This window comes from Aliidiomarina soli (genome assembly GCF_003986975.1).
Taxonomy (GTDB): domain Bacteria; phylum Pseudomonadota; class Gammaproteobacteria; order Enterobacterales; family Alteromonadaceae; genus Aliidiomarina; species Aliidiomarina soli.
Genome location: NZ_PIPO01000002.1, coordinates 527,302 through 552,624, shown reverse-complemented (window position 1 = coordinate 552,624; position 25,323 = coordinate 527,302). Strand labels below are relative to the sequence as shown.

The 25,323-nt window shown below is 51.7% G+C and carries 33 protein-coding genes; 16 read left to right on the top strand and 17 right to left on the bottom strand.

Annotation, left to right across the window (positions count from 1 at the left end):
- Window positions 1–16 precede the first annotated feature (16 nt).
- Together CWE14_RS06250 and CWE14_RS06245 are read left to right on the top strand one after the other, a co-directional pair.
- The gene (locus tag CWE14_RS06250) at window positions 17–586 is read left to right on the top strand and encodes a D-sedoheptulose-7-phosphate isomerase (RefSeq protein WP_126788561.1); all 570 of its coding nucleotides are present in this window, start codon (window positions 17–19) and stop codon (window positions 584–586) included.
- On the top strand, window positions 586–1,152 hold the full coding sequence (locus tag CWE14_RS06245) for a BON domain-containing protein (protein WP_126798584.1): 567 nt from the start codon (window positions 586–588) through the stop codon (window positions 1,150–1,152). Before CWE14_RS06250 ends, CWE14_RS06245 begins: the two co-directional genes overlap by 1 nt.
- A gap of 24 nt (window positions 1,153–1,176) precedes the next feature.
- Here the strand turns inward: CWE14_RS06245 and CWE14_RS06240 are convergent, their stop codons facing one another.
- From CWE14_RS06240 to petA, 5 genes are all read right to left on the bottom strand, one after another.
- Window positions 1,177–1,575: a ClpXP protease specificity-enhancing factor gene (locus CWE14_RS06240; protein ID WP_126798583.1), complete on the bottom strand. Its 399-nt coding sequence runs from the start codon at window positions 1,573–1,575 to the stop codon at window positions 1,177–1,179.
- 36 nt (window positions 1,576–1,611) lie between these two features.
- A complete protein-coding gene (gene sspA / locus CWE14_RS06235) occupies window positions 1,612–2,247 on the bottom strand; it encodes a stringent starvation protein SspA (RefSeq protein ID WP_126788563.1) in 636 nt (211 codons plus the stop codon).
- 75 nt (window positions 2,248–2,322) lie between these two features.
- Window positions 2,323–3,054 (bottom strand): cytochrome c1, encoded by a 732-nt coding sequence (locus tag CWE14_RS06230; RefSeq protein WP_126798658.1) that lies wholly within the window; start codon window positions 3,052–3,054, stop codon window positions 2,323–2,325.
- Window positions 3,054–4,316: a cytochrome b gene (locus CWE14_RS06225; RefSeq protein WP_126798582.1), complete on the bottom strand. Its 1,263-nt coding sequence runs from the start codon at window positions 4,314–4,316 to the stop codon at window positions 3,054–3,056. The genes CWE14_RS06230 and CWE14_RS06225 overlap by 1 nt, the downstream gene beginning before the upstream one ends.
- A complete protein-coding gene (gene petA / locus CWE14_RS06220; protein WP_126798581.1) occupies window positions 4,316–4,909 on the bottom strand; it encodes a ubiquinol-cytochrome c reductase iron-sulfur subunit in 594 nt (197 codons plus the stop codon). Before petA ends, CWE14_RS06225 begins: the two co-directional genes overlap by 1 nt.
- Window positions 4,910–5,269: 360 nt before the next feature.
- Between petA and CWE14_RS06215 the strand changes: the two genes are divergently transcribed.
- Window positions 5,270–5,857, top strand: a complete 588-nt coding sequence (locus CWE14_RS06215) for a hypothetical protein (protein WP_126798580.1) — start codon at window positions 5,270–5,272, stop codon at window positions 5,855–5,857.
- Window positions 5,858–5,920: 63 nt separating this feature from the next.
- On the opposite strand, the gene CWE14_RS06210 is transcribed toward CWE14_RS06215, so the two are convergent.
- The 4 genes from CWE14_RS06210 to zapE form a co-directional block, all read right to left on the bottom strand.
- Window positions 5,921–6,955, bottom strand: coding sequence for a DUF5924 family protein (locus tag CWE14_RS06210; protein ID WP_275065552.1), 1,035 nt, complete (start codon window positions 6,953–6,955; stop codon window positions 5,921–5,923).
- A 136-nt stretch (window positions 6,956–7,091) separates the two neighbouring features.
- Window positions 7,092–7,484, bottom strand: a complete 393-nt coding sequence (rpsI, locus tag CWE14_RS06205) for a 30S ribosomal protein S9 (RefSeq protein ID WP_126788566.1) — start codon at window positions 7,482–7,484, stop codon at window positions 7,092–7,094.
- 17 nt (window positions 7,485–7,501) lie between these two features.
- Window positions 7,502–7,930 carry a 50S ribosomal protein L13 gene (rplM, locus tag CWE14_RS06200; protein WP_126788567.1) on the bottom strand — a complete coding sequence of 143 codons (429 nt, stop codon included), beginning with the start codon at window positions 7,928–7,930 and terminating at the stop codon, window positions 7,502–7,504.
- A gap of 215 nt (window positions 7,931–8,145) precedes the next feature.
- On the bottom strand, window positions 8,146–9,252 hold the full coding sequence (gene zapE / locus CWE14_RS06195) for a cell division protein ZapE (protein ID WP_126798579.1): 1,107 nt from the start codon (window positions 9,250–9,252) through the stop codon (window positions 8,146–8,148).
- A gap of 102 nt (window positions 9,253–9,354) precedes the next feature.
- On the opposite strand from zapE, the gene CWE14_RS06190 reads away from it, so the two are divergent.
- From CWE14_RS06190 to CWE14_RS06180, 3 genes are all read left to right on the top strand, one after another.
- A complete protein-coding gene (locus CWE14_RS06190) occupies window positions 9,355–9,807 on the top strand; it encodes a Z-ring associated ZapG family protein (protein WP_126798578.1) in 453 nt (150 codons plus the stop codon).
- A gap of 95 nt (window positions 9,808–9,902) precedes the next feature.
- Complete coding sequence (locus tag CWE14_RS06185; RefSeq protein ID WP_126798577.1) at window positions 9,903–11,243, top strand: Do family serine endopeptidase; 1,341 nt, start codon at window positions 9,903–9,905, stop codon at window positions 11,241–11,243.
- A 126-nt stretch (window positions 11,244–11,369) separates the two neighbouring features.
- The gene (locus CWE14_RS06180; protein WP_126798576.1) at window positions 11,370–12,446 is read left to right on the top strand and encodes a trypsin-like peptidase domain-containing protein; all 1,077 of its coding nucleotides are present in this window, start codon (window positions 11,370–11,372) and stop codon (window positions 12,444–12,446) included.
- A gap of 58 nt (window positions 12,447–12,504) precedes the next feature.
- On the opposite strand, the gene murA is transcribed toward CWE14_RS06180, so the two are convergent.
- Genes murA through CWE14_RS06145 form a run of 7 tightly spaced genes read right to left on the bottom strand, consistent with a single transcriptional unit; the run spans window position 12,505 to window position 17,101 of the window.
- The gene (gene murA, locus CWE14_RS06175) at window positions 12,505–13,791 is read right to left on the bottom strand and encodes a UDP-N-acetylglucosamine 1-carboxyvinyltransferase (RefSeq protein WP_126798575.1); all 1,287 of its coding nucleotides are present in this window, start codon (window positions 13,789–13,791) and stop codon (window positions 12,505–12,507) included.
- Between the two features lie 16 nt (window positions 13,792–13,807).
- A complete protein-coding gene (locus tag CWE14_RS06170; RefSeq protein ID WP_126798574.1) occupies window positions 13,808–14,065 on the bottom strand; it encodes a BolA family protein in 258 nt (85 codons plus the stop codon).
- A 38-nt stretch (window positions 14,066–14,103) separates the two neighbouring features.
- Window positions 14,104–14,403 carry an STAS domain-containing protein gene (locus tag CWE14_RS06165; RefSeq protein WP_126798573.1) on the bottom strand — a complete coding sequence of 100 codons (300 nt, stop codon included), beginning with the start codon at window positions 14,401–14,403 and terminating at the stop codon, window positions 14,104–14,106.
- Between the two features lie 11 nt (window positions 14,404–14,414).
- Entirely contained in the window at window positions 14,415–14,882 is a 468-nt protein-coding gene (gene mlaD / locus CWE14_RS06160) for an outer membrane lipid asymmetry maintenance protein MlaD (protein ID WP_126798572.1), read from the bottom strand.
- Between the two features lie 19 nt (window positions 14,883–14,901).
- Window positions 14,902–15,675 (bottom strand): lipid asymmetry maintenance ABC transporter permease subunit MlaE, encoded by a 774-nt coding sequence (gene mlaE, locus CWE14_RS06155; RefSeq protein ID WP_126798571.1) that lies wholly within the window; start codon window positions 15,673–15,675, stop codon window positions 14,902–14,904.
- Window positions 15,676–16,476: an ATP-binding cassette domain-containing protein gene (locus CWE14_RS06150; RefSeq protein WP_126798570.1), complete on the bottom strand. Its 801-nt coding sequence runs from the start codon at window positions 16,474–16,476 to the stop codon at window positions 15,676–15,678.
- A 55-nt stretch (window positions 16,477–16,531) separates the two neighbouring features.
- Window positions 16,532–17,101 (bottom strand): TetR/AcrR family transcriptional regulator, encoded by a 570-nt coding sequence (locus CWE14_RS06145; RefSeq protein ID WP_126798569.1) that lies wholly within the window; start codon window positions 17,099–17,101, stop codon window positions 16,532–16,534.
- A gap of 164 nt (window positions 17,102–17,265) precedes the next feature.
- On the opposite strand from CWE14_RS06145, the gene CWE14_RS06140 reads away from it, so the two are divergent.
- The 10 genes from CWE14_RS06140 to CWE14_RS06095 are packed head-to-tail and all read left to right on the top strand — an operon-like array spanning window position 17,266 to window position 23,961.
- Window positions 17,266–18,243, top strand: a complete 978-nt coding sequence (locus CWE14_RS06140; RefSeq protein ID WP_126798568.1) for a KpsF/GutQ family sugar-phosphate isomerase — start codon at window positions 17,266–17,268, stop codon at window positions 18,241–18,243.
- Window positions 18,243–18,791, top strand: a complete 549-nt coding sequence (gene kdsC / locus CWE14_RS06135) for a 3-deoxy-manno-octulosonate-8-phosphatase KdsC (RefSeq protein WP_126798567.1) — start codon at window positions 18,243–18,245, stop codon at window positions 18,789–18,791. The genes CWE14_RS06140 and kdsC overlap by 1 nt, the downstream gene beginning before the upstream one ends.
- Window positions 18,788–19,369 carry an LPS export ABC transporter periplasmic protein LptC gene (gene lptC / locus CWE14_RS06130; protein ID WP_126798566.1) on the top strand — a complete coding sequence of 194 codons (582 nt, stop codon included), beginning with the start codon at window positions 18,788–18,790 and terminating at the stop codon, window positions 19,367–19,369. The genes kdsC and lptC overlap by 4 nt, the downstream gene beginning before the upstream one ends.
- The gene (gene lptA / locus CWE14_RS06125; protein WP_126798565.1) at window positions 19,329–19,877 is read left to right on the top strand and encodes a lipopolysaccharide transport periplasmic protein LptA; all 549 of its coding nucleotides are present in this window, start codon (window positions 19,329–19,331) and stop codon (window positions 19,875–19,877) included. Before lptC ends, lptA begins: the two co-directional genes overlap by 41 nt.
- Window positions 19,864–20,589: an LPS export ABC transporter ATP-binding protein gene (lptB, locus tag CWE14_RS06120; protein WP_126798564.1), complete on the top strand. Its 726-nt coding sequence runs from the start codon at window positions 19,864–19,866 to the stop codon at window positions 20,587–20,589. The genes lptA and lptB overlap by 14 nt, the downstream gene beginning before the upstream one ends.
- Window positions 20,590–20,598: 9 nt before the next feature.
- Window positions 20,599–22,068, top strand: coding sequence for an RNA polymerase factor sigma-54 (locus tag CWE14_RS06115; RefSeq protein WP_126798563.1), 1,470 nt, complete (start codon window positions 20,599–20,601; stop codon window positions 22,066–22,068).
- 26 nt (window positions 22,069–22,094) lie between these two features.
- A complete protein-coding gene (gene hpf, locus CWE14_RS06110; RefSeq protein WP_126788584.1) occupies window positions 22,095–22,382 on the top strand; it encodes a ribosome hibernation promoting factor in 288 nt (95 codons plus the stop codon).
- A gap of 3 nt (window positions 22,383–22,385) precedes the next feature.
- On the top strand, window positions 22,386–22,850 hold the full coding sequence (ptsN, locus tag CWE14_RS06105) for a PTS IIA-like nitrogen regulatory protein PtsN (RefSeq protein WP_126788585.1): 465 nt from the start codon (window positions 22,386–22,388) through the stop codon (window positions 22,848–22,850).
- Entirely contained in the window at window positions 22,841–23,689 is an 849-nt protein-coding gene (gene rapZ / locus CWE14_RS06100) for an RNase adapter RapZ (protein WP_126788586.1), read from the top strand. Before ptsN ends, rapZ begins: the two co-directional genes overlap by 10 nt.
- Entirely contained in the window at window positions 23,686–23,961 is a 276-nt protein-coding gene (locus tag CWE14_RS06095; RefSeq protein WP_126798562.1) for an HPr family phosphocarrier protein, read from the top strand. The genes rapZ and CWE14_RS06095 overlap by 4 nt, the downstream gene beginning before the upstream one ends.
- Before the next feature lie 21 nt (window positions 23,962–23,982).
- Here CWE14_RS06095 and pmbA read toward each other — a convergent pair whose 3' ends face one another.
- Window positions 23,983–25,308, bottom strand: coding sequence for a metalloprotease PmbA (gene pmbA, locus CWE14_RS06090; RefSeq protein ID WP_420837099.1), 1,326 nt, complete (start codon window positions 25,306–25,308; stop codon window positions 23,983–23,985).
- Window positions 25,309–25,323 lie beyond the last annotated feature (15 nt).

Here is a 25,323-nt window from a genome sequence, read left to right as displayed (position 1 = left end):
GAACCTAAGGTTTTCCATGCGCGAGTTTCTCAAAAACTATTACAACGAGAGTATACAAATTCAGGTTGCCGCCTCTGAAACATTAGCCGATGTTTTAGTCGACGCTGCCGACCTGCTGGTCTCCAGCCTGCTTGCTGGGCAACGGGTATTCAGCTGCGGCGACGGACAGAGTTTGTTTGTGGCCAATCACTTCGCTGACCTCTTATTACAGGGCTCAGAACTTGAACGCCCGCCCTTTCCCGCGCTGGCGTTGGGGCTGAGTTCAAGCCAGACATCTGAGCTGGAATCTATTGCGCGCCAGGTACAGGCGATTGGGAGCCAGGGTGATATTCTGGTTGCCTTTATTAGCGAACAGCATTCCGAGCGAGTCCATCAGGCGATGGAAGCAGCGCTGTCCCGTGAGATGACCATTATCGCTATTATTGGCACCGAATCCGGAGACGCAACCGGTCTGCTCGGTCCGGCCGATATCGAAATACAAATCCCGGCCGCCAACCCGGCACGTATCACTGAACAGCAATTGTTTATCAGCCATCTGCTATGTAGTCTGATTGAACAACAGATTTTTCAGGGGGGGACGTCCTAATGAAACGCATGGCTATGCTGCTATGTTTACCGCTGCTGGTTAACCTTTCCGGCTGTGCCCTGGTCGTTGCAGGGGGTGCTGTCGGGGCCACTGTAGTGGCCATGGACGGGCGTGATGTCGGCACTCAGGTGGACGACAACAGTTTGCGCTTGCGTGTAGAAAGCCATCTCAATGATGACCAGACGCTTCGCGAACAACGCATCCAGATCGTAGCTTACAATGGCAACGTACTGATTTTCGGGCAAGCGGAAACCGACCGCATTCGCGATCAGGCAGTGCGGGTTACCCGTGATGTGAATGGCGTTAACCGTGTCTATGACCAGCTCCGTGTCGGTCCTAAAGCGAGCTTAAGTGAACGCTCGCGAGATACCTTTCTCACCTCAAGAGTGAAAGCGGCATTGATCACCGATAGCGAGTTTGACCATAGCAATATCAAAGTATATAGCGAAAAAGGTGAAGTTTTTCTGGTCGGAGTGACCACTGCTGACGCCGCCGCCGATGCCATTGAACAAGTTCGTCACATGAATGGTGTGGAGCGGGTTATTGATGTACTGGAGCGCCGTTAACGCGCGCTCCAGCTTATTCGTTACTTACTTGACTACTTTCAGTGAAGGTTTGCCCTTCGCTGGAGCTGCTGGCTCAGAAGCGGACTCAGGGTCACCCTGATAGTCATCCAGCCCTGGTTCCTGTTCGAAGATAGTGCCTGCGCCATTCTCGCGCGCATAGATTGCGGTCACTGCCGTCATAGGGACCCAGATACGCCGTGTAGCACCGCCAAAACGGGCTTCAAAGCTGACGTGATTAAGATCCATGGTAAAGCGAGTCACTGCATCAGGATGCACGTTGAGCACGATCTGGCCGTCCTGCACGTGTTCCTGTGGCACATCAACAAACTCCAACGTCGCATCCACAATAAGATGCGGTGTGCATTGGTTATCAACAAGCCAGTCATACATGGCTCGCAATAAATAAGGACGCTGTGGAGACATCTTTAGATCCATAACCCCTCTTGGCGCAGCTCAGGATTAACCCTGAGCTAATTCGCGCTCTGCTTCGGTCAGTGACTTCTGGAATGATGGACGCTCAAACAGGCGTACCATATACCGCTTAATCTCTTTCGCTGTGGAACCTTCTAACTCAATCTTATACTGCGGTAAACGCCATAATAGCGGCGCCAGATAGCAATCAACCAGGCTGAACTCTTCGCTCATGAAGTAGTCACTGTCAGCAAACATCGGCGCCAGTGCCAGCAAGCCTTCACGCAGCTCCTGTCGGGCCTGGTTGGCTTCTTTGTTGCTGCCTTTCAGAATCGTCGATGCCAATGCATACCAGTCTCGTTCAATGCGATACATCATTAAACGGCTGTTGCCACGGGCGACCGGATAAACTGGCATCAATGGTGGATGCGGAAAACGCTCATCAAGGTATTCCATGATAATTTTTGAGTTGTACAGAACCAGCTCGCGGTCGACTAAAGTCGGTACCGCATCCGGATACGGATTCAACTGAATCAGATCTTCCGGTTTTTCATCACCTTCGACAAAGCTGATCTCAACACCCACCCCTTTCTCAGCCAGCACAATGCGGGCCTGATGACTGAACAAATCGTCTTTGCCAGAATAAAGGGTCATTACCGAACGTTTATTGGCAGCTACAGCCATGATTTTCTCCAGTTTATGCAAACAGCAAAGGGGGCGAACTTCGCCCCCAATGTTTTATGGTTTATCCTGCGGCGATTACTTAATATCGCGCCAGTACTCTTTCTTCAGCAATATTGTCAGAATTAAGAAAACAATCAGGAAACCAATAACGAAATAACCCATGCGCTGACGCTCAAGGATCATAGGCTCGCCGGTGTACACCAGGAAGTTAGTCAGATCAAGCATCGCCTGGTCAAACTCTTCCGGGCTCATTGTCCCGTTACCATCGGCGCGAATACCGACGTACACGTCTTTCATTTCACCATCAACCATACGCTGTTCTTCAACGCGGCGAGGTGTGCCCTGCAACTCTTCGAGCACGTGCGGCATACCAACGTTTTCAAACACGTCGTTGTTAACACCAAACGGACGCGAGTCGTCAGCATAGAAAGAACGTAAGTAAGTGTAGATGAAATCTGCACCACGGACACGCGCAACCATAGTTAAGTCAGGCGGTGTCAGACCGAACCACTCTGCAGACGCATCGCCGTCAATGGCAGAGGTTTTATGTCCGCCCGGCTCGTTGGTGAATTGCAGCAACTCTTCGCCTAGTTCCTGAGGAATATCCAGGTCATCAAAGGTACGCGAGTAGCGCTGATACTGCATTGAGTGACACGCCAGGCAGTAGTTCATATAAAGTTGGGCCCCACGCTGCAGTGACGCCTTGTCACTGAGGTCGTGGTCCGCGCGATCAAGCGGTCCGCTGTAGCCGGCCGCAAATGCGACCGACGGAAGAAGCAGAGCCAAGGCTAGAAGAAAACGCTTAATCATTTCGTAACCCTCTCTGGCAGTGGCTTAGTGCGCTCGTTTTTGCTGTAGAACCACATCACAATAAAGAACGCGAAGTACAGGAACGTAAAGATACGCGCCATAATAGTGTACACATCGGTTGCTGGCTTGACGCCCAGATACCCTAGCGCAATGAAACTGATAACAAACACAGTCAGGTTCACTTTGTGCAAGGTACTGCGATAGCGAACCGAACGTACTTTACAGCGGTCCCACCAAGGCATCAGGAACAGGAACACGATGGCCAGGAACATGGCGATAACGCCGAGTAGCTTATCCGGGATAGCACGCAAAATTGCATAGAATGGCGTGAAGTACCAAACAGGCGCAATGTGCTCCGGTGTTTTCATCGGATCGGCTGCCTGGAAGTTAGGCGGCTCAAGGAAGAAACCTCCCATCGTCGGCGCAAAGAAAATCACCCAGGCAAACAGAATCAGGAACCCTGCCAGACCTACCAGATCCTTAACCGTGTAGTACGGATGGAACGGGATAGCATCGACAATGTCTTTCTTCGCTGTGTAACGCTCGTGGAATTCAAATGGTGCTTTCTCGTCGTCCGGCACAGACCCTTTTGGTTTCTTAATGTTGATACCGTCTGGGTTGTTCGAACCTACTTCGTGCAATGCAATCAGGTGCAGGAAGACCAGAATTACCAATACCAGCGGTAAGGCAATTACATGCAAGGCAAAGAAACGGTTCAGTGTGGCACCGGAAATAACGAAGTCGCCGCGGATCCAGGTCGTCAGATCTTCACCGACGAACGGAATTGCACCGAACAGCGAAATAATAACCTGCGCGCCCCAGAACGACATTTGTCCCCAGGGTAACAAGTAGCCCATAAAGGCTTCTGCCATTAGCACAAGGAAGATCAGCATGCCGAAGATCCACAGTAGTTCACGTGGACGCTGGTATGACCCATACATCAGGCCCCGGAACATATGCAGATAAACCACCACGAAAAACGCGGAGGCCCCGGTTGAGTGCATATAGCGCAGCAGCCAGCCATAATCGACATCACGCATGATGTATTCGATTGAGGCAAAGGCGCCGTCAGCACTCGGGTTATAGTTCATGGTTAGCCAGATACCGGTCACGATCTGGTTTACCAGCACAACCAGGGCCAGTGAGCCCATGATGTACCAGAAGTTAAAATTCTTTGGTGCCGGATATTGCGTCACGTGCAGCTTCAGCGAGTTGCTGAAAGGTATACGTTCGTCTATCCAGTTCATAATACGTGACATTATACAGCCCCCTCGTCTTCACCAAGACCAATCAAAATAGTGGCGTCGTCGATAAAGTGATATGGCGGTACGACAAGGTTGGTTGGTGCTGGCACGCCCTGGAAAACACGCCCTGCGATGTCAAAACGCGAACCATGGCAGGGGCAGAAGAAGCCTGAGTCAACGCCGTCCATATCGCCGAAATTACGCGGCAAAAACTGTGGAGAGCAGCCTAAATGGGTACACACACCGACCGCGACAAACCATTCAGGGTCAATCGAACGGTGTTTGTTCTTAGCGTATTCAGGTTGCTGCGGTTGGTCCGACTCAGGGTCGCGGACTTCGTCATCAGTCAGGCTTAACGATTCCAGCATTTCTGGGGTCCGACGAATGACCCACACAGGTCGGCCTTGCCATTCAGTTCTGACCAGCTGGCCCGGCTCTATCTTGTCGATTTTCATTTCAACAGGAGCCCCGGCGAGACGCGCTCGCACACTCGGACTCCATGAAGCAATGAAAGGCACGGCAGCAGCGAGAGCTCCTGCACCACCTACAACAGAGGTAGCAACAGTCAGGAACCGACGGCGGCCTTTATCTACAGGCGCATTGCTCATCCATTTATCTCCAGTTTTGGACGCTTGACGGAGGCATCCGCAGCGAAAAACTAATTTTATTGTGACAAATTTATCAAGCGTGATGATAAAGAAAAGCCCTACCTTTTACAAGGCTAGGCACCTCTTTATACGTGCTTAATACTCAGCGAATGAAAGACTCAGCGAATCAAAGAATATTTCTGGGCTGGCAGGTAACAAACAAAGAGCCGGGAAGATCGGCGTGACACCTTTTGGCAAGGCGTCTTGCCATTTCTAACTGTATAAATAATACTCAATCCATGTCGATACCGCAAAACACATCCAATTTTCGTCTCGACGAGCTGTTAATGGAAGCAAACTTAAAAGCATAAGGGGCAGGATATGCTAAGCACACCACTCATTTCATCCCTCATCGCCGCCTTTTCGGTTGCAGCGACTCCTACCGAGACTATTAAGCAACCTGGCGTACAGCCAGAAGTGCAGCATGTTGCAGTGTTAGCTACCTTTGCTGATGCCAATGCAAGCAGGGTTCTTGAAACCTCATATTGCGAGTACGTGGTCGAACAGAATCCAGGCATGAGCTGTACATCACTACGCTCTATTGGCGACGGCATTGATGTCAATGATGGTCAGGCCTTTGTGGAACTTGCACAGCAAGAGAATGCCGACCATCTACTTTTTATCAGTTGGACAGGTTTGTCGTACCAGCCCAACCCCGCAGTCTTACGCTTTACTGAGGTGTCGCCTGAGCGGGCGCACAGAGCGCATTTCGGCATTAGCCGTAACGGTTGCTACATTAACCGCTATAAAAATGAATTCAGCCTGAGTTTGGTCTCTTTGCATAATCAACAACTGATACAGGCAGGGGAAATTGATACCTATGGTATGGAGCATACCGGCGTCCGCAACATGAGCTACTCAATTGCCCGACGTATCGACGACTCCGTCAAGGTAGCAGCGCTCCATTAAACGGGTTACCAGTGCCCTGCTCGCGCCGCCGAATGAACGCGTCGTCAGGCAGGCACTGGTTGTTTACTCTGAGGCAGGTTCCACGGTAAAGCGGGTCAGGCCTATTAACTGCCCCGAGTCAGTAACCACCCGTACCTGCCAGTTACCTTCCGCGTTAACCGGGAAATTAAGCTTATGTGTCCAGGCGCGATAGCCCTGATCGCGGCCGCCGACGATATCCAGAGTAATACGATCAACCTCGTTGCCATTTAGTAACCACAGGTGGTGAATGCGTTCGTTGAGACCTCGTGGGGCCCGTACCGCAGTCCAGGCAAAGAGCCCGTCGCGGTGAAGACTGGCCACCTCTATGTTTCGAATACTGTCCCCGGGGGCCCGTAGTTCACGATCCATTTGCTGAGACAACGTGATCTCTGTCATGCGCAACGACGCTGGCGGGATCCAGCTGCGTATCTGCCAGGCGCCCGTCGCCATCACAACCAGCATCAGAGATATCAGCGGCAAGCGCCACCAGCGGCCGCTGGGTATGAATCCCTTGAGACTGGGTAGACTGAACAACAAGGCTAAAACAAGCGCCAGTACCAGACTTTGGCCCGTGTCCAGATTGAGTAACAGAGGGCTAACCACCAGTAGCACGGCAAAGAGAGTGAGCGCATGGAAAGCGACAAAAAGTCCGCGCTTGGGAGCCAGCCAGTTGTAATAGATAGGGTCAATCAGGGAGATAAGCGCGCAGGTAATCAGTAACAGCGTAAACACCAGCTGACCGTGATTCCAGGTGGTTGCCGCGAGAAAAAATGGAAGGGTAAAAAAGAGGCTTTCCTGATGCACCATCTGGGTTGCAAACCGCATCACTGCAGGGGGCATTTTGAAGCCAAACCGCTTGATAATACCCAGACGTAACCAGCGCTCCAGAATAAGCCATGCCCAGCTAAGCAGCATCAGCACCGCTATCATCTGTGCCAGTGATTCGTTACGCTCAACCAGAAAAAAACTGGCCAGTCCGGAGGCAAAACCGAACGCTGCCATTAGCCCGGGATGGTCCTGAACCAATGTTGCCAGGCGGGTAAGCAGTTTTAACAGTGCAGCTTTAACTGATTTCATTTAGATTTTCCGGATGCAGTCACTTACTTCGTACTCCTGGCATTGCAATATACCACCTGCAAGCGATGAGCAAAACGGGCACAAAAAAACCGCGCCGAAGCGCGGTTTTTGTATAAGGTCCAGAAACCCGGGCGACTTAACGCTTCGAGAACTGTGGACGCTTACGTGCTTTATGCAAGCCGACTTTCTTACGCTCAACCTGACGCGCGTCACGAGTAACATAACCCGCTTTACGCAGTTCAGGGCGTAGTGATTCGTCGTACTGCATCAGTGCACGAGTAATACCGTGACGGATTGCGCCCGCCTGACCAGTAGTACCGCCACCTGTTACAGTCACGTAGAGGTCGAATTTTTCAGTCATTTCTAACAGCTCTAGCGGCTGACGAACAACCATGCGAGCCGTTTCGCGACCGAAGTATTCTTCCAGAGTACGCTGGTTAATTTTGATGTCACCGCTACCTGGACGCAGGAAAACACGTGCAGTCGAGTTTTTGCGACGACCGGTACCGTAGTATTGATTATCTGCCATTTTCATCTGCTCCGTAATTAAATATCAAGGGTTTGAGGCTGTTGAGCAATATGGTTATGCTCAGCACCTGCATACACTTTCAGCTTACGGAACATGGCACGACCCAACGGACCACGTGGCAACATGCCTTTTACCGCGCTTTCGATAATCATTTCAGGTTTCTTAGCCTGCAACTTATCGAAGCTGATCTCTTTAATACCACCCGGGAAACCGGTGTGTGAGTAGTACATTTTGTCAGTGGTTTTATTACCAGTAACAACAACTTTCTCAGCGTTTACAACGATGATGTAATCACCAGTGTCAACGTGCGGCGTGTATTCAGCCTTGTGCTTGCCACGCAGACGGCGAGCGATTTCAGTGGCCAGACGACCAAGTGTTTTATCAGTGGCGTCTACCACGAACCAGTCGCGTTTTACGCTTTCTGGCTTAGCTACAAAAGTTTTCATGACTTTTAATTACCCAGTTTAATAAGTTCCACAACCTGACATATTCCGGGCTTCCCCGCGAAATGCCAACATATATAACGGCTTGCGACGTCCCTTTCGGGTTTTATCGCTACCGGTAACGTGGGCTGGCGCGGATTATACACGCACCAAGGCTAGTTTTTCAACAACGATCGCACGGCAAATTCAACATTCAGGCGCGGGGCTTGAATGTTGAATTACGCAAGGTGCTCGCGAGCGAGGTATTCGTGCGACTGCATCTCCTGCAGACGGCTGATACAGCGTTTAAACTCAAAGCTAAGGCGACCGCCACTATACAACTCTTCCAGCGCAACTTCGGCTGACATAATCAGCTTGACGTGGCGCTCATAGAACTCGTCCACCAGGGCAATAAAGCGGCGGCTGATATCATCATTCTTTTCGCCCATCTGACGCACGTTTGCCAGCAACACCGCATGGTAAAGGCGGGACAGTTCCATGTAATCATTCTGGCTGCGCGGCCCACCACACAACACGTCAAATTCAAACATAGCGACGTCATCGGCTTCCATGCGGGTCGCAATTTCACGTCCATTCACGACAATCGGTTTGCCGGTAGAATGCGCCTGATGGTCCGGTGCCAGTTGCTTAAAGTAGGTCACCAGGTTCTCATCGGCGTCGTCATCCAGTGGCGAGTGGAAAATTTCCGCCTGAGTCAGGGTACGCATTCGGTAGTCAATCCCGCCATCCACGTTAACCACCTCACAGTGGGCGTTAATCAACTCAATCGCCGGCACAAAGCGTTGTCGCTGCAATCCGTTCTTATAAAGTTCATCCGGCACTATATTTGACGTTGCAACCAGCACTACCCCGCGCTTGAACAGCTCTTGCATCAGGGTACCCAAAATCATCGCATCAGTAATATCCTGCACAAAAAACTCATCGAAACAGAGTACCCGTGCTTCCTCTGCAAACTTGTCTGCTATTAGCGGCAACGGATCAGAACGCCCTTTAAGTTGCTTGAGTTCATCGTGGACACGATGCATGAAGCGATGAAAATGGATGCGCATTTTACGTTCAAAAGGCAATGCGTTGTAAAAGGTATCAACCAGATAGGTCTTGCCGCGTCCGACGCCGCCCCAGAAATACAGGCCTTTCACTTTCTCCGCCTGACCTCCACCGAACGCATTCTTTAGCTTACCCAACAAACCATGTCGTTGAGGCTGCTCGGTGGCCAGCAGATCATCGTAAAGACGTTGTAAATGGTTGACTGCGTTTTGTTGCGCCGGATCATGGCTAAAACCATGACTACTAAGGTCTCTTTGATATAATTCTTTGGGTGTCATCACTGCGCTTACCACTGCCAGATTGAGAAAAACCCACTATCGTGTCGGGCAAAGCATGGTATCATAATCCAATATAAATTAGCATTTTCGGGAGATGTCATTATGGATTGGCTCATTGGTTTGCTGCTGGTTATCGTCGGCGCTGTCATCGGCTTCTTCGCAGCTCGGTACTATCTTTCTTCTCATTCTGACTCTGCCCAGCTTGAAGCTCAGGTAGCAGCCAATAAAGAACAGTTTGACGCCTACCGCAAAGATGTTTTCGAACATTTTGAAACGGCGCGGCAATTAGCTGAAGATCTGAATGACACCCAGACCAAGCTCAATGCGTTTCTGAGTGACAGCCAGCAACTGCTGCAACAGGAAAAAGAATGGCAGCAGCCATTACCTTTCTTCTCTGCCGACACCATCCGTCAATTGCGCGCTGCCAAGGCGCTCGACAACGACCAGTCGCATCCTGATCGCCCGGGTGATGCAGCACCCCGTGATTATTCTGAAGGTGGCAGCAGCGGACTGTTTCGTAATGACGAAGACTACTCGTCCCGCGACCGTAATTAATTTAACCTCTTGAATTAAAAAAATCCGAACTTATTAATAGCTTCAGCAGTCTCTAACTTCGATTCCCTTGTTGTTAATGCTGGAGCTATAAAACCATGAAAAAGCTTGTGCTTTTATTTCTTGCAGCAAGTGCGCTGGTACTTACCCCGGCGCATGCGCAAATTCCGTTTTCTACCAATTCAAAAGAAGTTCCTACCCTTGCTCCCATGCTGGAGCAGGTTACACCCGCGGTGGTCAACATCTCCGTCGAAGGAACCCGCATCACGCAGCAGCGCCTGCCCGATGCTTTTCAGTTTTTCTTTGGCCCTAATGCGCCGCAAAATGGCACCCGCGAACAACCGTTCCGCGGCCTGGGCTCCGGGGTCATTATCGATGCTGAAGCCGGTTATGTGGTGACCAATAACCATGTTATCGATGAAGCCACCGATATCACCGTAACGCTTAAAGACGGCCGCCAGTTTGCTGCCCAGGTACTGGGTCGCGACGAGCAAAGCGATATTGCCTTATTAAAAATTGAAGGCCCCGATAACCTGACTGCGATCGCGATTGGCGATTCCGATGACATGCGAGTTGGTGATTTCGTCGTCGCCATTGGCAATCCATTCGGACTCGGTCAGACCGTCACCTCAGGCATTGTGTCAGCGCTCGGTCGCGGTGGTTTCGGTGCCGACCGCCTGGAAAACTTTATTCAAACCGATGCTGCAATTAACAGTGGCAACTCGGGCGGTGCCCTGGTCGACCTGCGCGGCAACCTGATTGGTATTAACACCGCCATTCTTGGTCGTACCGGCAACATCGGGATCGGCTTTGCCATTCCCTCAAGCATGATGAACGACCTGATCGCCCAGATAATTGAACATGGCGAAGTGCGCCGCGGCATACTAGGAGTTCGGGGCGGCAACCTGACTCAGGAACTGGCAGATGCCCTCAACATTTCCCGCACCCGTGGTGCCTGGGTTAGCGAAGTCGTTGAAGACGGTGCCGCTGCCAAAGCGGGCATCGAAGCAGGTGACGTTATTGTCAGTCTCGACGGCCGGCCGTTGCATTCGTTCGCTGAGTTAGCGGCCAAAGTTGGCAGTATGGGAGCGGGTCGCTCAGTAACCCTTGGACTACTGCGTGACGGTGACGAACTGGAGGTAACGGTGGAACTGGAAGAGCACAGCGTTGAAGCCGTCGCCGCCTCGATGCATGCAGCATTGCAAGGCGCGCAGCTGAGTACCCTCGACAACGAACAGGGAGTTCGTATCAGCGCCGTTGAGGACAACACCCCGGCCCACCAAATTGGCTTGCGCCAGGATGACATTATTATCGCAGTCAATCGCCAGCGGGTTACCAGCGTCGGCGAACTTCGACGTCTGTTGGACAATGCCCAAGGTGTCATCGCTATGCATGTCCGCCGGGGGTCCAGTACCCTGTATCTGGTATTACCCAATTAAGCCAGCAGCGGGTGATAAAGAGGCGGCATTTTAGCCGCCTCTTGCTTTACTTCACCTGTTCGAAATTGCTCAGGAATGCTAGTATGTTCAATTATCTAGCGACTAGCCCATTGAGACGACAACCGCATGAGTAAAGCAGGTGCCAACGTACTCCAACTTTTTATTAAGCCAGCCCTGATGGGCTTGCTTGTCGCTGCTGTTGTGCTGGCTGTGCTGTCTTACCTGAATTCCGATCCACAGCCGCGCATGACCCCATCAAACTCCGTTGCTTCGTATGCAGATGCGGTGACAAAAGCCTCTCCGGCGGTCGTTAATATCTACACCCAGTCTCTTCGCCAGGGTCCCTATGACCCACGGCCGCGTAATTCAGTGCGGCTTGGATCAGGAGTTATAATGGACGGTCGTGGTTTTATACTGACCGCTAACCATGTCGTCTCTGAGGTGGATGAAATCCGGGTTGCGCTGCAGGATGGACGTCTGCTGGCCGCACAAATGGTTGGCAGTGATCGGCTGACTGATCTGGCTGTACTTCGAATCGAAGCCGATAATCTACCGGTCATACCGCAGAATACAGACCTTCAGCCACGGGTCGGTGATGTAGTTCTCGCCATTGGTAACCCCTACAATCTGGGTCAGACCGTGACGCAGGGGATTGTGTCTGCAACCGGGCGAATTGGTCTCGCCGAGCGATCCCAGGGGCTGGGTAGTGGTTACTCCGACTTTATTCAAATGGATGCCGCCATTAATGAAGGCAATTCCGGTGGCGCTCTAGTCAACTCCGCAGGCGACCTGGTTGGTATCAATAACGCCTCCTATCAGTCGCAATTGACCGATCAGGGCACCAGCGGGATTTACTTCGCTGTTCCCTATCAACTGGCTTATCGCATCATGCAGCAGATTATTAGCGAAGGCCGTGTGGTCCGCGGCTACATAGGGATTACTGCTGAGCAGCATTATAACTCGATCCAGGAAGCTCGCGGCTTGCTGGTCAGCGGCATTGACCCTGAAGGCCCCGCTGCAGAGGCAGGCATTGCTATCGGTGATTTTATATACGCAATCGGTGGCGAGCCCATTCAATCGGTGAATCAAGGTTTAGACCTAGTCGCCGAGACCCGCCCTGGCGAACTGCTGGAAGTTCAGTTTTACCGCGACGTACGCCCAATGGTTGCGCAAGTGCAGATTGAACGCCTGCAAAATCAGTAGAACGCCAGGCCACCAACAAAAAAGGGGCCTAAAGGCCCCTTTTTGATAAGTTTAGACGTCAAATTTCTTCATCTTTCTCGCTTTTATCCATCTTGGCCCGTTCAATATCAGCGCCAAGACGACCCAGCTTATGTTCTATTTCTTCATAGCCCCGGTCGATATGGTAAATTCGCTCCACCTCAGTAACGCCTTCAGCCACCATGCCGGCGATAACCAACGACGCCGACGCTCTTAAATCGGTACACATCACCTGAGCGCCAGTCAGTCGATCAACCCCGGTGCAAATAGCGGTGTTGCCTTCCAAATCGATCTCAGCGCCCATGCGCCGCAACTCAGGCACATGCATAAAGCGATTTTCGAATATGGTTTCACGAATAAACCCGGTGCCACTGGCAATACTGTTAAGCGCCGTAAACTGTGCCTGCATGTCCGTTGGGAAAGCAGGATGCGGCGCCGTAACGATATTTACTGCCTTAGCCCGGCCCTGACTGCGAAGCTCAATCCAATTTTCGCCGCGCTCAATCTGCGCACCCGCTTCGGTCAGTTTTTTAAGTACCGCATCCAGCATCCGTGGATCGGTATCGGTGCAACGCACATGGCCTTGTGTTGCCAGTGCAGCGACTAAAAAGGTACCAGTTTCAATTCTATCCGGCATCACTTTATAACGACCGCCGTGCAGACGTTCAACACCGTGAATCTCGATGGTATCCGTTCCGGCATTGCGTATATCGGCGCCCAAGGTATTCAGAAAACGGGCTAAATCAATAACCTCGGGCTCGCGAGCCGCATTTTCAATTACGGTCACACCCTCGGCTAGAGTCGCGGCCATCATCAGGTTCTCGGTGCCGGTCACACTCACCGTATCCATCAGCAAATGCGCACCAGTCAGACGACCATTGGTGGTTGCTTTAATATAGCCGTTTTCGACCACGATGGTCGCACCCATCTGGCGTAAGCCCTGGATATGAAGGTCAACCGGACGTGCACCAATGGCGCATCCACCGGGCAAGGAGACTTCTGCGTGTCCACATTTGGTCAACAGAGGCCCCAGCACCAGCACTGACGCACGCATGGTCTTAACCAGCTCGTACGGCGCCACGCAGCCATGCTCTCGACAGGCCCGAATACGGTAGCTGTGTTCGCCTTCGCGGGTATGGGGGATTCCCAGTTGATGAAGAAGCTCAAACGATGTTTCAACGTCCTGCAGACGCGGCACATTCTCAATGATGACATCGTCTTCGGCCAGAATGGCGCCCAGAATAATAGGCAGGGCTGCGTTCTTAGCACCCGAAATTGCAACCTCACCCGACAGGCGATGACCGCCACGAATAACCAGTTTTTCCATAGCTATTTTTGCTGCCTTATGATGGTTGATTAAGCAGCTTATCGCGCCGCCACTGTTCCGGCGTGTAGGCCTTAATACTTAGTGCATGAATGCTGCCATCCGCAATGGCAGCATTCAAGGGGGCATAGATCATTTGCTGTTGCTTGACCCGCGGTACGTCCGCAAATACGGCACCGACCGCAATAACCTCTACGTGGCTACCATCGGTTTTAACAAATACATCTTCTAAATCAATAGCTTCGCGTAATTTCGCGGTGATTTCCTGGGCGTCCATGACTGCAGCCTCAATATACTGACGTTAACAAATAACGCTTAGCTTATCGAAAGCAGCTCCTGAACGCCACTGACCTCAGCGAATTGTTGCAGTTGTTTGTTTACATGGCGTAAAGAAAGGGTCTGTTTTTTCATCTCCAGCTCGGAACGCAGACGAATCAACAACGCCAGTCCGGCTGAGTCAGCATGGGCCACACCTGAGAGGTCAAGAACCACGTCGGTGTCTGTCGGCACCCAGTTTTTACGGTCTGCCCAGGCTTTAGGAACCGAGCCGCGGTCGAGGTCGCCACTTACGGCGACCTCATTATCCCGGCGCTTAAATGAAAGCTCTTGTGTCATCAGCTTTACCCTTAATTTTCGCGCTGGCTAAACAGGAATTGGCCGATTAACTCTTCCAGCACCATCGCGGAGTTGGTGTTCATGAAGCTATCACCGTCTTCAAGCATCATAATGCCGTCGTCGATAAAGCCAGGTTCCACCCCAAGATACTGCTCACCTAACAGACCAGAGGTTAACACTGAGACTGTCGAGGTTTCCGGCAGAGCATCGTAGTCAGTGCTAATCTGCACTTCAACCACAGGAACATAGTACTCACCTTCCAGGTAAATGCGGCTGACCCGACCTACAGTGACACCACCTATTTTCACCGGCGAGCGTACTTTCAAACCGCCAATGTTGTCGAAGGTCGCATTCAGCGTATAGGTAGAACCGCGGGTAATATCGGTGTTACTTGCCACACGCAAGGCCAGGAATACCAACGCCACAATGGTAGCGGCGACAAATACACCGACCAAAATTTCAGTTTTTCTCGTTTCCATTACTCACAATCCACTTTAGTTAACTAAACATAATCGCAGTCAGGACAAAGTCGAGTCCTAAAACCGCCAATGATCCGGTCACCACCGTTGAAGTCGTCGCTGAGCTGATGCCAGCGGACGTAGGTTCAGCGGTATACCCTTTATAAAGCGCTATCCAGGTTACTACGAAGGCAAACACCAGACTTTTTATAACGCCATTCATCACGTCGGCACGCCAGTCTACAGACGCCTGCATAACCGACCAGAACGCACCGTCGTCTACGCCAAGCCATTGCACACCAACCCAGTACCCACCGATAATGCCGACCGCTGTAAACATCAGCGCCAGCATCGGCATACTAACAAAGCCAGCCCAAAAACGCGGAGCAACCACACGTCGCAGCGGGTCCACAGCCATCATTTCAAGGCTGGAAAGCTGTTCCGTGGCTCGCATCAGACCAATTTCGGCGGTCAATGCAGAACCAGCCCGTCCTGCAAACAATAATGCAGTCACCACAGGCCCCAGTTCACGCAATAAGGATAGTGCCACCATCGGCCCCAGCGCCTGCTCCGCGCCGAAGTCGACTAAAATGGTATATCCCTGAAGCCCAAGCACCATACCGATAAACATGCCCGAAATAATGATAATGAGCATCGACTGGACACCCACTACATACATCTGGCGCAGGAACAGCGGGAACGACTTAGCTGGTTGCGGTTTACCGATGATCGACTGCAGTAGCATGATAAGCGCAGCGCCCATACCACTGAAAATATCCAGGCTAGACCGCCCAAGTTTTGCCAATTTATCCATCTATGCTTTCCTCGCCATCAAGTCATCCAAATAATCAGGCGCCTGATAATGAAACGGCACCGGCCCGTCCGGTTCCCCTTTGAGGAACTGTTGGACCAGCGCGGAATCATGATTCATCAATTCTTCTGGCGATCCTTCCGCAACTATCTGCATGTTAGCGACAATCACTACGTGATCAGCAATACCCATGGTTTCATGAATATCATGCGACACCACGATACTGGTTAAACCCAGTGTTTCATTCAGCGAACGAATTAATTTTACAATCATCCCCATCGAAATCGGGTCCTGCCCGGTAAATGGTTCGTCGTACATAATCAGTTCGGGGTCGAGGGCAATAGCCCGCGCCAGCGCAGCACGTCTGGCCATACCGCCGGACAACTCACTCGGCATCAACTGACCAGCACCGCGCAAACCAACCGCCTGCAATTTCATTTTGACGATGGTATCGATGAGTTCCTGCGACAGTTTAGTGTGTTCCTGGATAGGAAACGCGACGTTCTCAGCCACGGTCATATCGGTAAACAAGGCACCGCTTTGAAACAGCATGCTCATGCGCTTGCGCACGTCATACAGACGCTGACGGCTTAACTGCGGAATTTCTTCACCGGCAAACTGGACACTGCCGCTGCGCGGTTTCAACTGACCACCAATTAAACGCAGCATGGTGGTTTTACCACAGCCGCTCGGTCCCATGACCGCGGTAATTTTACCTTTGGGCACCCGCAGGTTAACCCCTTTGTATATTGGCGTAGCACCCCGGTAGAAGTGCACATCCTTAATTTCGACTAAATTTTCCACGTTGCAACCCTTTTGCAGAGGGGGAATCCAATGAGACGCCCGCCAGGACACTCACTTAATCGACATACGCCCGAATCGCGTTGACAAAGCGTTCACGGTCGGCCGGTGAGCTGTCAACCATGCCCAGTTGCTGCATAAGGCGTTCGCCCAAGACCGCAAAAAAAGCGATACGCGCTTTGTCTCCGCCCATTTCACTCTGATCAAACTTCAGCAACAGGTCATTGAATCGGCCGCGCATCGGGGACAAGAGATCACGATTGTTCGAAGCTGCACAAAGCACAGCGCTATCCAGCGCCAGCTCATCCTCGCCGTCAGCGTTTGCGCCTGCGCGTACATTGGCCTGAGCCATAATAAGCGCCTTGATTTCAGCGTCGCAGCCATTGAACTGGGGCTGAATCGTTTCCCGCAGTTTCTCGCGACTATCGAGCAGACGCTCCATCATCGCCAGCACCAGTTCGTCTTTACTGGCAAAATGGTATAGCAAACCCCCTTTACTAATACCAGTTTCCTCGCTCAATCGGTCGAAGGTCAGCTGGGCAGGGCCCTGCTTTTTCACCAGTTGCTCGGCTGCCACCAGAATAAAGCTACGCTTGCTTGGCCGACCGCCACGCGGTTTGTCATTCATAGTTGTATCTCCTCAAGATTGGCCCGAGTGTAACAAATACCGTCTGCATGGTACATAAATAAGTTGTAACAAGATGCTGCCGTTGGAAAGTGACTTCAGAAGCAGCAGTGATATACTGTCGGCAAGAGCGAAACCCGTATTATGGTTACAACATCAGGAAGCTTATGACTGAGCAAGCGGATGAATTTATTCGTCAGGGATTGCGTGTTCTCGATATCGAGCGCGAAGCAATCAATGACATTACCCCCTCCATCGATCAGAATTTTGTTCATGCATGTCAGGCAATGCTCGGCTGCAAGGGCCGGGTCGTGGTCACTGGCATGGGTAAGTCTGGCCACATTGGCAGTAAAATAGCCGCCACCCTGGCCAGCACTGGTACTCCCGCCTTTTTTGTCCACCCCGGTGAAGCCAGCCACGGTGATCTCGGGATGATCACCGCTCAGGATGTGGTGTTGGCGATGTCCAATTCCGGCGAAACGCAGGAAGTGGTGAGTATCATTCCGGTCATTAAACGCCTGGGCCTGACCCTGATTTCAATGACTGGTAATCCACAGTCCACACTTGCACGCTCCTCAAACGTGCACATTAACGTGGCGGTGCAAAATGAAGCCTGCCCGCTTGGCCTGGCACCGACAGCCAGTACCACAGCCGCTCTGGTGATGGGCGATGCCCTGGCTGTGGCGTTACTGAATGCCCGTGGCTTTACCGCTGACGACTTCGCTCTGTCGCACCCGGGTGGAAGTCTGGGCCGCCGTCTGTTATTACGGGTCAGCGACCTGATGCATGACGGCGAGCGTTTGCCTAAAGTTGAGCAAAAAGCGTCGATTAAAGATGCGTTGCTGGAAATTTCGCGCAAAGGGCTTGGCATGACCAGTATTGTCGATGAGCAGGATGTTTTGTTGGGCGTGTTTACGGATGGTGATTTGCGCCGCATTCTGGATCTCCAGGTCGACTTGCACGAAACCAGCATTGCCAGTGTGATGACCGCGCGTTGTATTACCGTAACCGCGGACACCCTCGCCGCTGAAGCACTTAAATTAATGGAAGATAAGAAAATTAATGGCCTGATTGTGGTCAACCCGCAGCAGTGCCCAATTGGAGCCTTCAACATGCATGATTTATTACGCGCAGGAGTGCTTTGATGGTAAGTACCTGGTACGGCGATATTTCAGAGACCCTGTGGCAGCGCTTTGCATCCGTGCGCCTGCTGATTTGCGATATTGACGGCGTTTTTTCAGACGGTCGCATTTACCTGGGTAACCAGGGGGAAGAGCTGAAAGCCTTCCATACCCGCGATGGTTTTGGCGTGAAAGCGTTGTTACAGAACCAGGTCGAGGTTGCCGTTATGACGGGCCGCCAATCCACAATTGTGGAATCGCGCATGCAGGCGCTTGGTGTGCGGCATATTTACCAGGGGCTCAGCGACAAGACAGTGGCCTATAAAGAATTAATCCAGCAACTATCATTGCAAGATGCTGACGTAGCTTATATTGGCGACGACGTGCCCGACCTGGCGCTGATTCAACAGGTTGGACTTGGCATCGCGGTGCGCGATGCCCACGCCAGCGTACAGCAGTCTGCTAACTACGTTACCGCGCTACCTGGTGGGTTTGGTGCGGTGCGCGAGGTCAGCGATCTGATTCTGTCGAGTCTCGGCCGGCTTAATCAATACATGGGTAGCAGCGAGTGAACTGGCGCGTCAGCTTTATTCTGGTCAGCATTGCTATTGCACTGCTGTTTTTATTCTGGCGCCCATTTTCTGAGCCTGAAGAGACCCTGCCGCAGCTTGATCCCGCTGAATTGCAGCCTGATTTCGTAGCAGAAGGCTTGTTTACCCGTATATTCAACCCGGAAGGTGAACTACAGCATCGGATTGAGTCGACGCGAATGGCCCACTTCAGCGTTATTGGCCTGACTGAACTCAGCAATCCTGTGTATATCACAACCATCCAGCGTGACAATGGCGAGACCGAATTATGGCAACTTCGCGCCGACCGAGGGAACTATTATGATGACGAACGCCTAATCCTGGAAGATAACGTCCGCATTACCAACGAAGATGAAACATCGTTTATCCGGGCCATAGAAACCGAGTATCTAACCATCAATACAAGCACACAGGTGATCAGCACCGACCACCCCGTGCGTATTTATGGTCCACAATTTGAAGTTCAGGGTCAGGGCATGCGTACCAACCTTGAAAGCCAACAACTGGAGTTGACCGAACATGTGCAAACTGTCTATTTCCCTGAGCGTCGCTCTCAGTAGCCTGCTCATAAGTGCGATTGCCTGGGCTGATGTCGAGTATGATTCTCAGCAACCGATTAAGGTTGAAGCTGATCATGAAGAACTGGACTTACGTGCCAACCGCTTAACCTTTCGCGACAATGTCATTATCACCCAGGGAAGCCTGCGGATTACCGCCGATTTACTCGAGGTAGAAGGCGATAACGACGCCGAACTCGGCCAGGGTGAAGTGTTTGTGGCCACAGGCTCACCCGCCACCTATCAACAAACGGTTGATGAAGGGGTCACGGTCAACGCACATGCCAATGAAATTCGATTTGATTCGCGCCGCCGGGTGCTGACGTTAACTGGCAGTGCGGAAATGCGCGAGAGCGGTAATCAGGTAACGGCCGAGCGTATCACCTACTACGTCGACGAACTGAGAGCGACCGCCGAACGCAGTGAAGACAGTGACGAGCGCGTACGCAGTATTTTCCAGCCCCGTTCGAATAATTCATCACAAAACGAGCAAAATAATGGCGATTCTTAAAGTCGAGCATTTGGCCAAAAGCTACAAAAAGCGTGCAGTGGTCAAAGATGTCAGCCTGCAGGTCGAAGCCGGTCAGGTGATAGGCTTGCTGGGCCCCAATGGGGCTGGCAAAACCACAACCTTTTATATGATCGTCGGCTTAGTGAACAACGACAAAGGGCGTATCACCCTGGATGATCAGGACCTTACGCTGCTGCCAATGCATGCCCGGGCGCGACTCGGCATTGGCTACCTGCCACAGGAGTCCTCGGTGTTTCGTAAGTTAAGCGTTCGCGACAACATTATGGCGATTCTGGAAACCCGCAAAGAGCTGAGCAGCGAGCAGCGGGAAGAAGCCTTTGATAGCCTCGTTGCCGAATTTAATATCGGCCATATTGTCGGCAGTCTCGGTATGAGCCTTTCCGGTGGTGAGCGCCGCCGGGTGGAAATAGCGCGCGCCCTGGCCGCCGAACCCAAATTTATTTTGCTCGACGAGCCGTTTGCCGGGGTCGACCCTATCTCTGTGATTGATATAAAGAAAATTATCAATCAGCTGCGAAACCGGGGCATAGGGGTGTTAATTACCGATCATAATGTAAGAGAAACCTTGTCAGTCTGCGAGCGTGCCTATATTGTCAGTCAAGGAGAGTTGATTGCCTCTGGTTCAGCCCAGCAAGTTTTGGCAAATCAGCAAGTTAAGGATGTCTACCTGGGTGACCAGTTTTCGCTATAAGTAAAAATTATGAAGCAAAGTCTGCAGTTAAAACTTGGCCAGCAACTTACCATGACCCCGCAACTGCAACAGGCCATCCGCCTGCTGCAGCTTTCCTCGCTGGACCTGCAACAGGAAATCCAGGATGCGCTGGACAGCAACCCACTGCTTGAAACGGACGCTGAGGATGAGCCTCACAGTGAGTCACTCGATGACTTCCAACAGCAGGAGGGTGACAACAGCACGGCTGATAGCTCGGATATGGAAACCAGTGACGCCTTAGGGCAGCAGGATATTCCTCAGGATTTACCCACAGATTCCAGCTGGGACGACGTCTACTCGGCCAGTACGGCGCCCGCCAAAGGCAGTGTCAGTTCCGATGAAGATTATGTTTACCAGGGGGAAACCAGCGAAAGCCTGCAGGACTATCTGATCTGGCAAATGCAGTTGTCTCATTTCAGTGATGAGGACGAGGCCATTGCGCAGGCCATTATTGATGCGGTGGATGATGCCGGTTATCTGACCATTGATCTGGACGAAGTTCAGGCCGCTGTACAAAAAGATTACCCGGAAGTTACCGACGCCGAAGTATGCATGGTTCTGAAACGAGTGCAGCGATTCGATCCTGTCGGTGTCGCCGCTCGCAGCGTCAGTGAATGCTTGCTTATTCAGCTCACTCAGCTTCCCGAAGACACCCCCATGCGCGCTGAAACTATGATGGTCATCCGCGACCATCTGGATTTATTGGCCTCGCGTGACTATCGAACTCTGGCGCGAAAGTCTAAGCTTAAAGAAGACCAGTTACGTGAGGTCATGCGCCTGATGCACCGGCTTCATCCACGCCCAGGTGAAACCGTTGTTCAGCGCGAGTCAGAGTATGTCATACCTGACGTATCAGTGTTTAAGCATCAGGGCCGCTGGGTGGTAGAGCTGAACCCTGACTCGGTGCCAAAACTGCGCGTTAACGAAGAATACGCAGCATTGTCTAAGCAGGCCAAACGCAGCGAAGATTCAGACTATATTAAGCAGCATATGCAGGATGCTCGCTGGTTTATTAAAAGCATTGAGAGCCGCAATGAGACTCTGCTGAAAGTCACGAACGCGATAGTACACCGCCAGCAGGCATTTTTTGAACAGGGTGAAGAAGCAATGAAACCGATGGTTTTAAATGACATTGCAGACGCCATCGACATGCATGAATCAACGGTTTCACGGGTGACAACGCAAAAATTTATGCACACCCCGCGCGGTATCTTCGAGCTGAAGTATTTCTTTTCCAGCCATGTAAGTACCGAAGACGGTGGTGAATGCTCCTCAACCGCTATCCGTGCCCTTATCCGGAAGCTGGTTGCGACAGAGAATCCCGCAAAGCCACTGAGTGACAGTAAAATTGCTGAACTCATGGCCGAACAGGGAATCCAAGTAGCACGACGGACGATTGCGAAGTATCGGGAATCGCTCAATATCCCACCTTCCAATCAACGTAAAAGCCTACTTTAACGACGGCAACAGAAGGAAGATGTACTATGCAAATTAATTTAACTGGTCATCATGTCGAAATCACAGAGTCACTGCGTGAGTATGTAGACAACAAATTCGCCAAGCTGGAACGCCACTTCGATCACATTACCAACGTCCATGTGATTTTAAATGTTGAAAAGTTAACCCAAAAAGCGGAAGCTACCGTCCATTTAAGTGGGGGCGAGGTCTTTGCTACCTCGCAACATGAAGATATGTACGCTGCTATTGACGGGCTTATCGACAAACTCGACCGTCAGGTGGTTAAGCATAAAGAGAAGATGCAACGTCATTAACTTATGCAATTAAATGAAATCCTTAGCCTGGACTGCACTCACTGTGCAGTCCAGGACTCTAGCAAAAAGAAATTACTGGAAACAATCAGCGGCATGGTGGCCCCTAAATTAGCAGGGATCAGCCGTGCTGATGTTTTTGACAGTCTCCTTCAACGTGAGCGTTTAGGCAGCACCGGAATTGGTCTTGGTATTGCTATCCCCCACGGTCGCCTGGAAAAAGCAGGTAAACCGGTGGCGGTCCTAGTAACCATGGCGCATGCAGTCGATTTTGATGCCATCGATAACCAGCCGGTGGATATTATTTTCGCATTGTTAGTGCCGGAAAATGAGCCAGAGCAGCATTTACGCACCCTGGCTGAGGTTGCTAAACGGCTTAATCAGAAAGAATGCTGCCGCGCGTTACGCAAAGCGACCACCGACCAGGAGCTATACGATATTTTTCTAGAGGAAGGAAGTGCGTGCAATTAATTATTGTTAGCGGTCGCTCCGGTTCAGGAAAAACCATTGCCCTTAGGGTGCTTGAAGATCTCGGCTTTTATTGCGTTGACAACATCCCCATCAGCTTACTGCCTACTCTGGTCCACGCAGTGATGGATAAGTACGAATCCATTGCGGTCAGTATCGATGTCCGCAATCTCCCTTCCGATGAAAACGATCTGGTTGAAACGCTCGAGTTTTTACCCGCCCAGACTAAAGCTGACATTCTGTTTATTGATGCTGCCGACGAAGTGATTATGCGTCGCTTTGGTGAAACCCGGCGTATGCACCCCTTGTCGCAGGGAAACATTATGCTTAATGACGCCATTGCGTTAGAGCATAAACTTCTTGAGCCGCTGGCCACCCGTGCCACCTGGCGCATCGACAGTTCGGCGTTTAGTGTGCATGAACTCAGCGAACAGGTTACCGAACGCGTACTGGGCCGCAAGATGAATAAACTCATTCTGGTTTTCATGTCGTTTGGTTTTAAACACGGCTTACCCTCAACTCTGGATACCGTGTTCGATGCCCGTATTTTGCCAAATCCGCACTGGGAACCCGAGCTAAAACCCTACACCGGCCTGGATGCGCCGGTGCAACGTTTTCTTGGCCAGCAACCGCTGGTAACCAAATTCGTTTATCAGGTTGAGAATTTTATCGCCACCTGGCTGCCTTATTTCCAGCGGAGCAACCGCAGTTACCTGACCGTCGGTATCGGCTGTACGGGTGGACAGCACCGCTCGGTTTACATTGCCGAACAGCTTGGCACCTATTTTCGGACTCAGCACGAACAGGTTCAGGTCAAACATCGGGAACTGGAAAAGAAATGAGTGAAATAAGTCGCGACATGATTATTCGCAACAAGCTCGGACTGCATGCCCGTGCGGCCACCAAACTGGTGCGCCTGGCCAATCAGTTCGATGCCAAAGTGACCCTCACTCAAGGCACCCAGGAAGTCGATGCAAGCAGTGTCATGTGCCTGATGCTGTTGGCAAGTCAGCAAGGAAAGAGCATTCGTGTCACCGCACGAGGCAATGACGCCGCAGCAGCTTTAGATGCGATCGAAAACCTAATCCAGAACCGCTTCGATGAGGCTGAGTAACAGCCCCATCAACAGCCCTCGTTAATTTCCCGCTATCGACATCTGCTCGACTAAGACCGAACCGGTTTGAATACCGTGCCGCGGATCAATGTCGCTCCCCACCGCCACCAGGTTCTGGAGCATGTGGTCAAGATTTCCGGCAATGGTCACTTCGCTGACCGGATACTGAATTTCACCATTTTCAACCCAAAAGCCAGCGGCGCCGCGACTGTAATCACCAGTCACAATATTAACCCCCTGCCCCATCAATTCAGTAACCAACAGGCCACGTCCCATTTTCTTGCACAATGCGTCTAAATCAAGACCACTGTGTTGGACATACCAGTTATGGATACCGCCCGCATGCCCGGTGGGCTGCATACCCATTTTGCGTGACGCGTAGCTGGTCAGTAAGTAACTGTTCAGTTCACCATTGGTTACGATCTCGCGTGGCTCTGTACGTACACCTTCATGGTCGAATGCACTACTGGCGAGGCCGCCCTGAACGTGCGGATCTTCACTGATAGTTAACCAGTCGGGTAATACCTTGGTCCCTAAGCGGTCGAGTAAATAGCTCGATTTACGGTACAGACTTCCGCCACTAATGGCAGCAACCAGATGGCCAAAAAGGCCATGCGCGACGTCACTGTGGAAAAGCACTGGGACTTTGCAGGTATCCAGGCTACGTGCGCCTAACCGTGATACGGTGGCTTCTACCGCCGCTGCAGCAACTTGCTGTGGGCTTTGCAGTAAGTCAGGGTTGCGCGCCAGGGTGTAGGCATAGTCGCGTTCCATGACATCGCCTTCTTTCCCAATCAGGACACAACTTAGACTCTGTCTGGAGCTCATATAGCTGCCAATAAAGCCATGGCTGTTACCATACACCCGGAAGCCCGCGTGGGAGCTGTAATTAGCACCGTCTGAATTGACAATACGCGGGTCTTGGTCGAGCGCCGCCTGTTCGCAGCGCTTAGTTTGTTCAATGGCGTATTCAGGATCCATATTGGCATCAAAGTACAACCCAAGCTCCGGATAGTCGTCCGCCATTAAGGCTTTATCAGCCAAACCGGAATAAGGATCCTCGGAAGTGAATCGGGCGATCTCGTTGGCTTTACTGACCGCCGCTTTCACCGCATCAGGTTTCAGATCTGCGGTTGCTGCGGCCCCTTTACAATGACCACGGTAAACCGTAATACCAAGACTGCCATCCTGGTTGAATTCAACCGTTTCAACCTCGCCTAAGCGACTGTCGACACTAAGCCCCCGGCTTTGGCTCAAGCCACACTCAGCCGCGCTCGCTCCAAGCGATTTGGCAAACGCCAATGCTTCCTGTACGGCTTCCTGCGCCTGCTGCATGTCTGCCTGCAATAGTTTACGCTGATC

What these genes read in the sequence shown, in the direction of transcription:
- mlaE (WP_126798571.1), bottom strand. Translation starts at nt 15,675, where the DNA reads ATGGATAAATTGGCAAAACTTGGGCGGTCTAGCCTGGATATTTTCAGT.
- sspA (WP_126788563.1), bottom strand. Translation starts at nt 2,247, where the DNA reads ATGGCTGTAGCTGCCAATAAACGTTCGGTAATGACCCTTTATTCTGGC.
- CWE14_RS06095 (WP_126798562.1), top strand. Translation starts at nt 23,686, where the DNA reads ATGAGTGAAATAAGTCGCGACATGATTATTCGCAACAAGCTCGGACTG.
- CWE14_RS06165 (WP_126798573.1), bottom strand. Translation starts at nt 14,403, where the DNA reads ATGACACAAGAGCTTTCATTTAAGCGCCGGGATAATGAGGTCGCCGTA.
- CWE14_RS06185 (WP_126798577.1), top strand. Translation starts at nt 9,903, where the DNA reads ATGAAAAAGCTTGTGCTTTTATTTCTTGCAGCAAGTGCGCTGGTACTT.
- kdsC (WP_126798567.1), top strand. Translation starts at nt 18,243, where the DNA reads ATGGTAAGTACCTGGTACGGCGATATTTCAGAGACCCTGTGGCAGCGC.
- murA (WP_126798575.1), bottom strand. Translation starts at nt 13,791, where the DNA reads ATGGAAAAACTGGTTATTCGTGGCGGTCATCGCCTGTCGGGTGAGGTT.
- zapE (WP_126798579.1), bottom strand. Translation starts at nt 9,252, where the DNA reads ATGACACCCAAAGAATTATATCAAAGAGACCTTAGTAGTCATGGTTTT.
- rplM (WP_126788567.1), bottom strand. Translation starts at nt 7,930, where the DNA reads ATGAAAACTTTTGTAGCTAAGCCAGAAAGCGTAAAACGCGACTGGTTC.
- lptB (WP_126798564.1), top strand. Translation starts at nt 19,864, where the DNA reads ATGGCGATTCTTAAAGTCGAGCATTTGGCCAAAAGCTACAAAAAGCGT.
- CWE14_RS06180 (WP_126798576.1), top strand. Translation starts at nt 11,370, where the DNA reads ATGAGTAAAGCAGGTGCCAACGTACTCCAACTTTTTATTAAGCCAGCC.
- CWE14_RS06245 (WP_126798584.1), top strand. Translation starts at nt 586, where the DNA reads ATGAAACGCATGGCTATGCTGCTATGTTTACCGCTGCTGGTTAACCTT.
- CWE14_RS06140 (WP_126798568.1), top strand. Translation starts at nt 17,266, where the DNA reads ATGACTGAGCAAGCGGATGAATTTATTCGTCAGGGATTGCGTGTTCTC.
- CWE14_RS06115 (WP_126798563.1), top strand. Translation starts at nt 20,599, where the DNA reads ATGAAGCAAAGTCTGCAGTTAAAACTTGGCCAGCAACTTACCATGACC.
- CWE14_RS06190 (WP_126798578.1), top strand. Translation starts at nt 9,355, where the DNA reads ATGGATTGGCTCATTGGTTTGCTGCTGGTTATCGTCGGCGCTGTCATC.
- hpf (WP_126788584.1), top strand. Translation starts at nt 22,095, where the DNA reads ATGCAAATTAATTTAACTGGTCATCATGTCGAAATCACAGAGTCACTG.
- CWE14_RS06145 (WP_126798569.1), bottom strand. Translation starts at nt 17,101, where the DNA reads ATGAATGACAAACCGCGTGGCGGTCGGCCAAGCAAGCGTAGCTTTATT.
- CWE14_RS06225 (WP_126798582.1), bottom strand. Translation starts at nt 4,316, where the DNA reads ATGTCACGTATTATGAACTGGATAGACGAACGTATACCTTTCAGCAAC.
- CWE14_RS06210 (WP_275065552.1), bottom strand. Translation starts at nt 6,955, where the DNA reads ATGAAATCAGTTAAAGCTGCACTGTTAAAACTGCTTACCCGCCTGGCA.
- lptA (WP_126798565.1), top strand. Translation starts at nt 19,329, where the DNA reads ATGTGCAAACTGTCTATTTCCCTGAGCGTCGCTCTCAGTAGCCTGCTC.
- rpsI (WP_126788566.1), bottom strand. Translation starts at nt 7,484, where the DNA reads ATGGCAGATAATCAATACTACGGTACCGGTCGTCGCAAAAACTCGACT.
- mlaD (WP_126798572.1), bottom strand. Translation starts at nt 14,882, where the DNA reads ATGGAAACGAGAAAAACTGAAATTTTGGTCGGTGTATTTGTCGCCGCT.
- petA (WP_126798581.1), bottom strand. Translation starts at nt 4,909, where the DNA reads ATGAGCAATGCGCCTGTAGATAAAGGCCGCCGTCGGTTCCTGACTGTT.
- CWE14_RS06170 (WP_126798574.1), bottom strand. Translation starts at nt 14,065, where the DNA reads ATGGACGCCCAGGAAATCACCGCGAAATTACGCGAAGCTATTGATTTA.
- CWE14_RS06250 (WP_126788561.1), top strand. Translation starts at nt 17, where the DNA reads ATGCGCGAGTTTCTCAAAAACTATTACAACGAGAGTATACAAATTCAG.
- CWE14_RS06215 (WP_126798580.1), top strand. Translation starts at nt 5,270, where the DNA reads ATGCTAAGCACACCACTCATTTCATCCCTCATCGCCGCCTTTTCGGTT.
- CWE14_RS06240 (WP_126798583.1), bottom strand. Translation starts at nt 1,575, where the DNA reads ATGTCTCCACAGCGTCCTTATTTATTGCGAGCCATGTATGACTGGCTT.
- ptsN (WP_126788585.1), top strand. Translation starts at nt 22,386, where the DNA reads ATGCAATTAAATGAAATCCTTAGCCTGGACTGCACTCACTGTGCAGTC.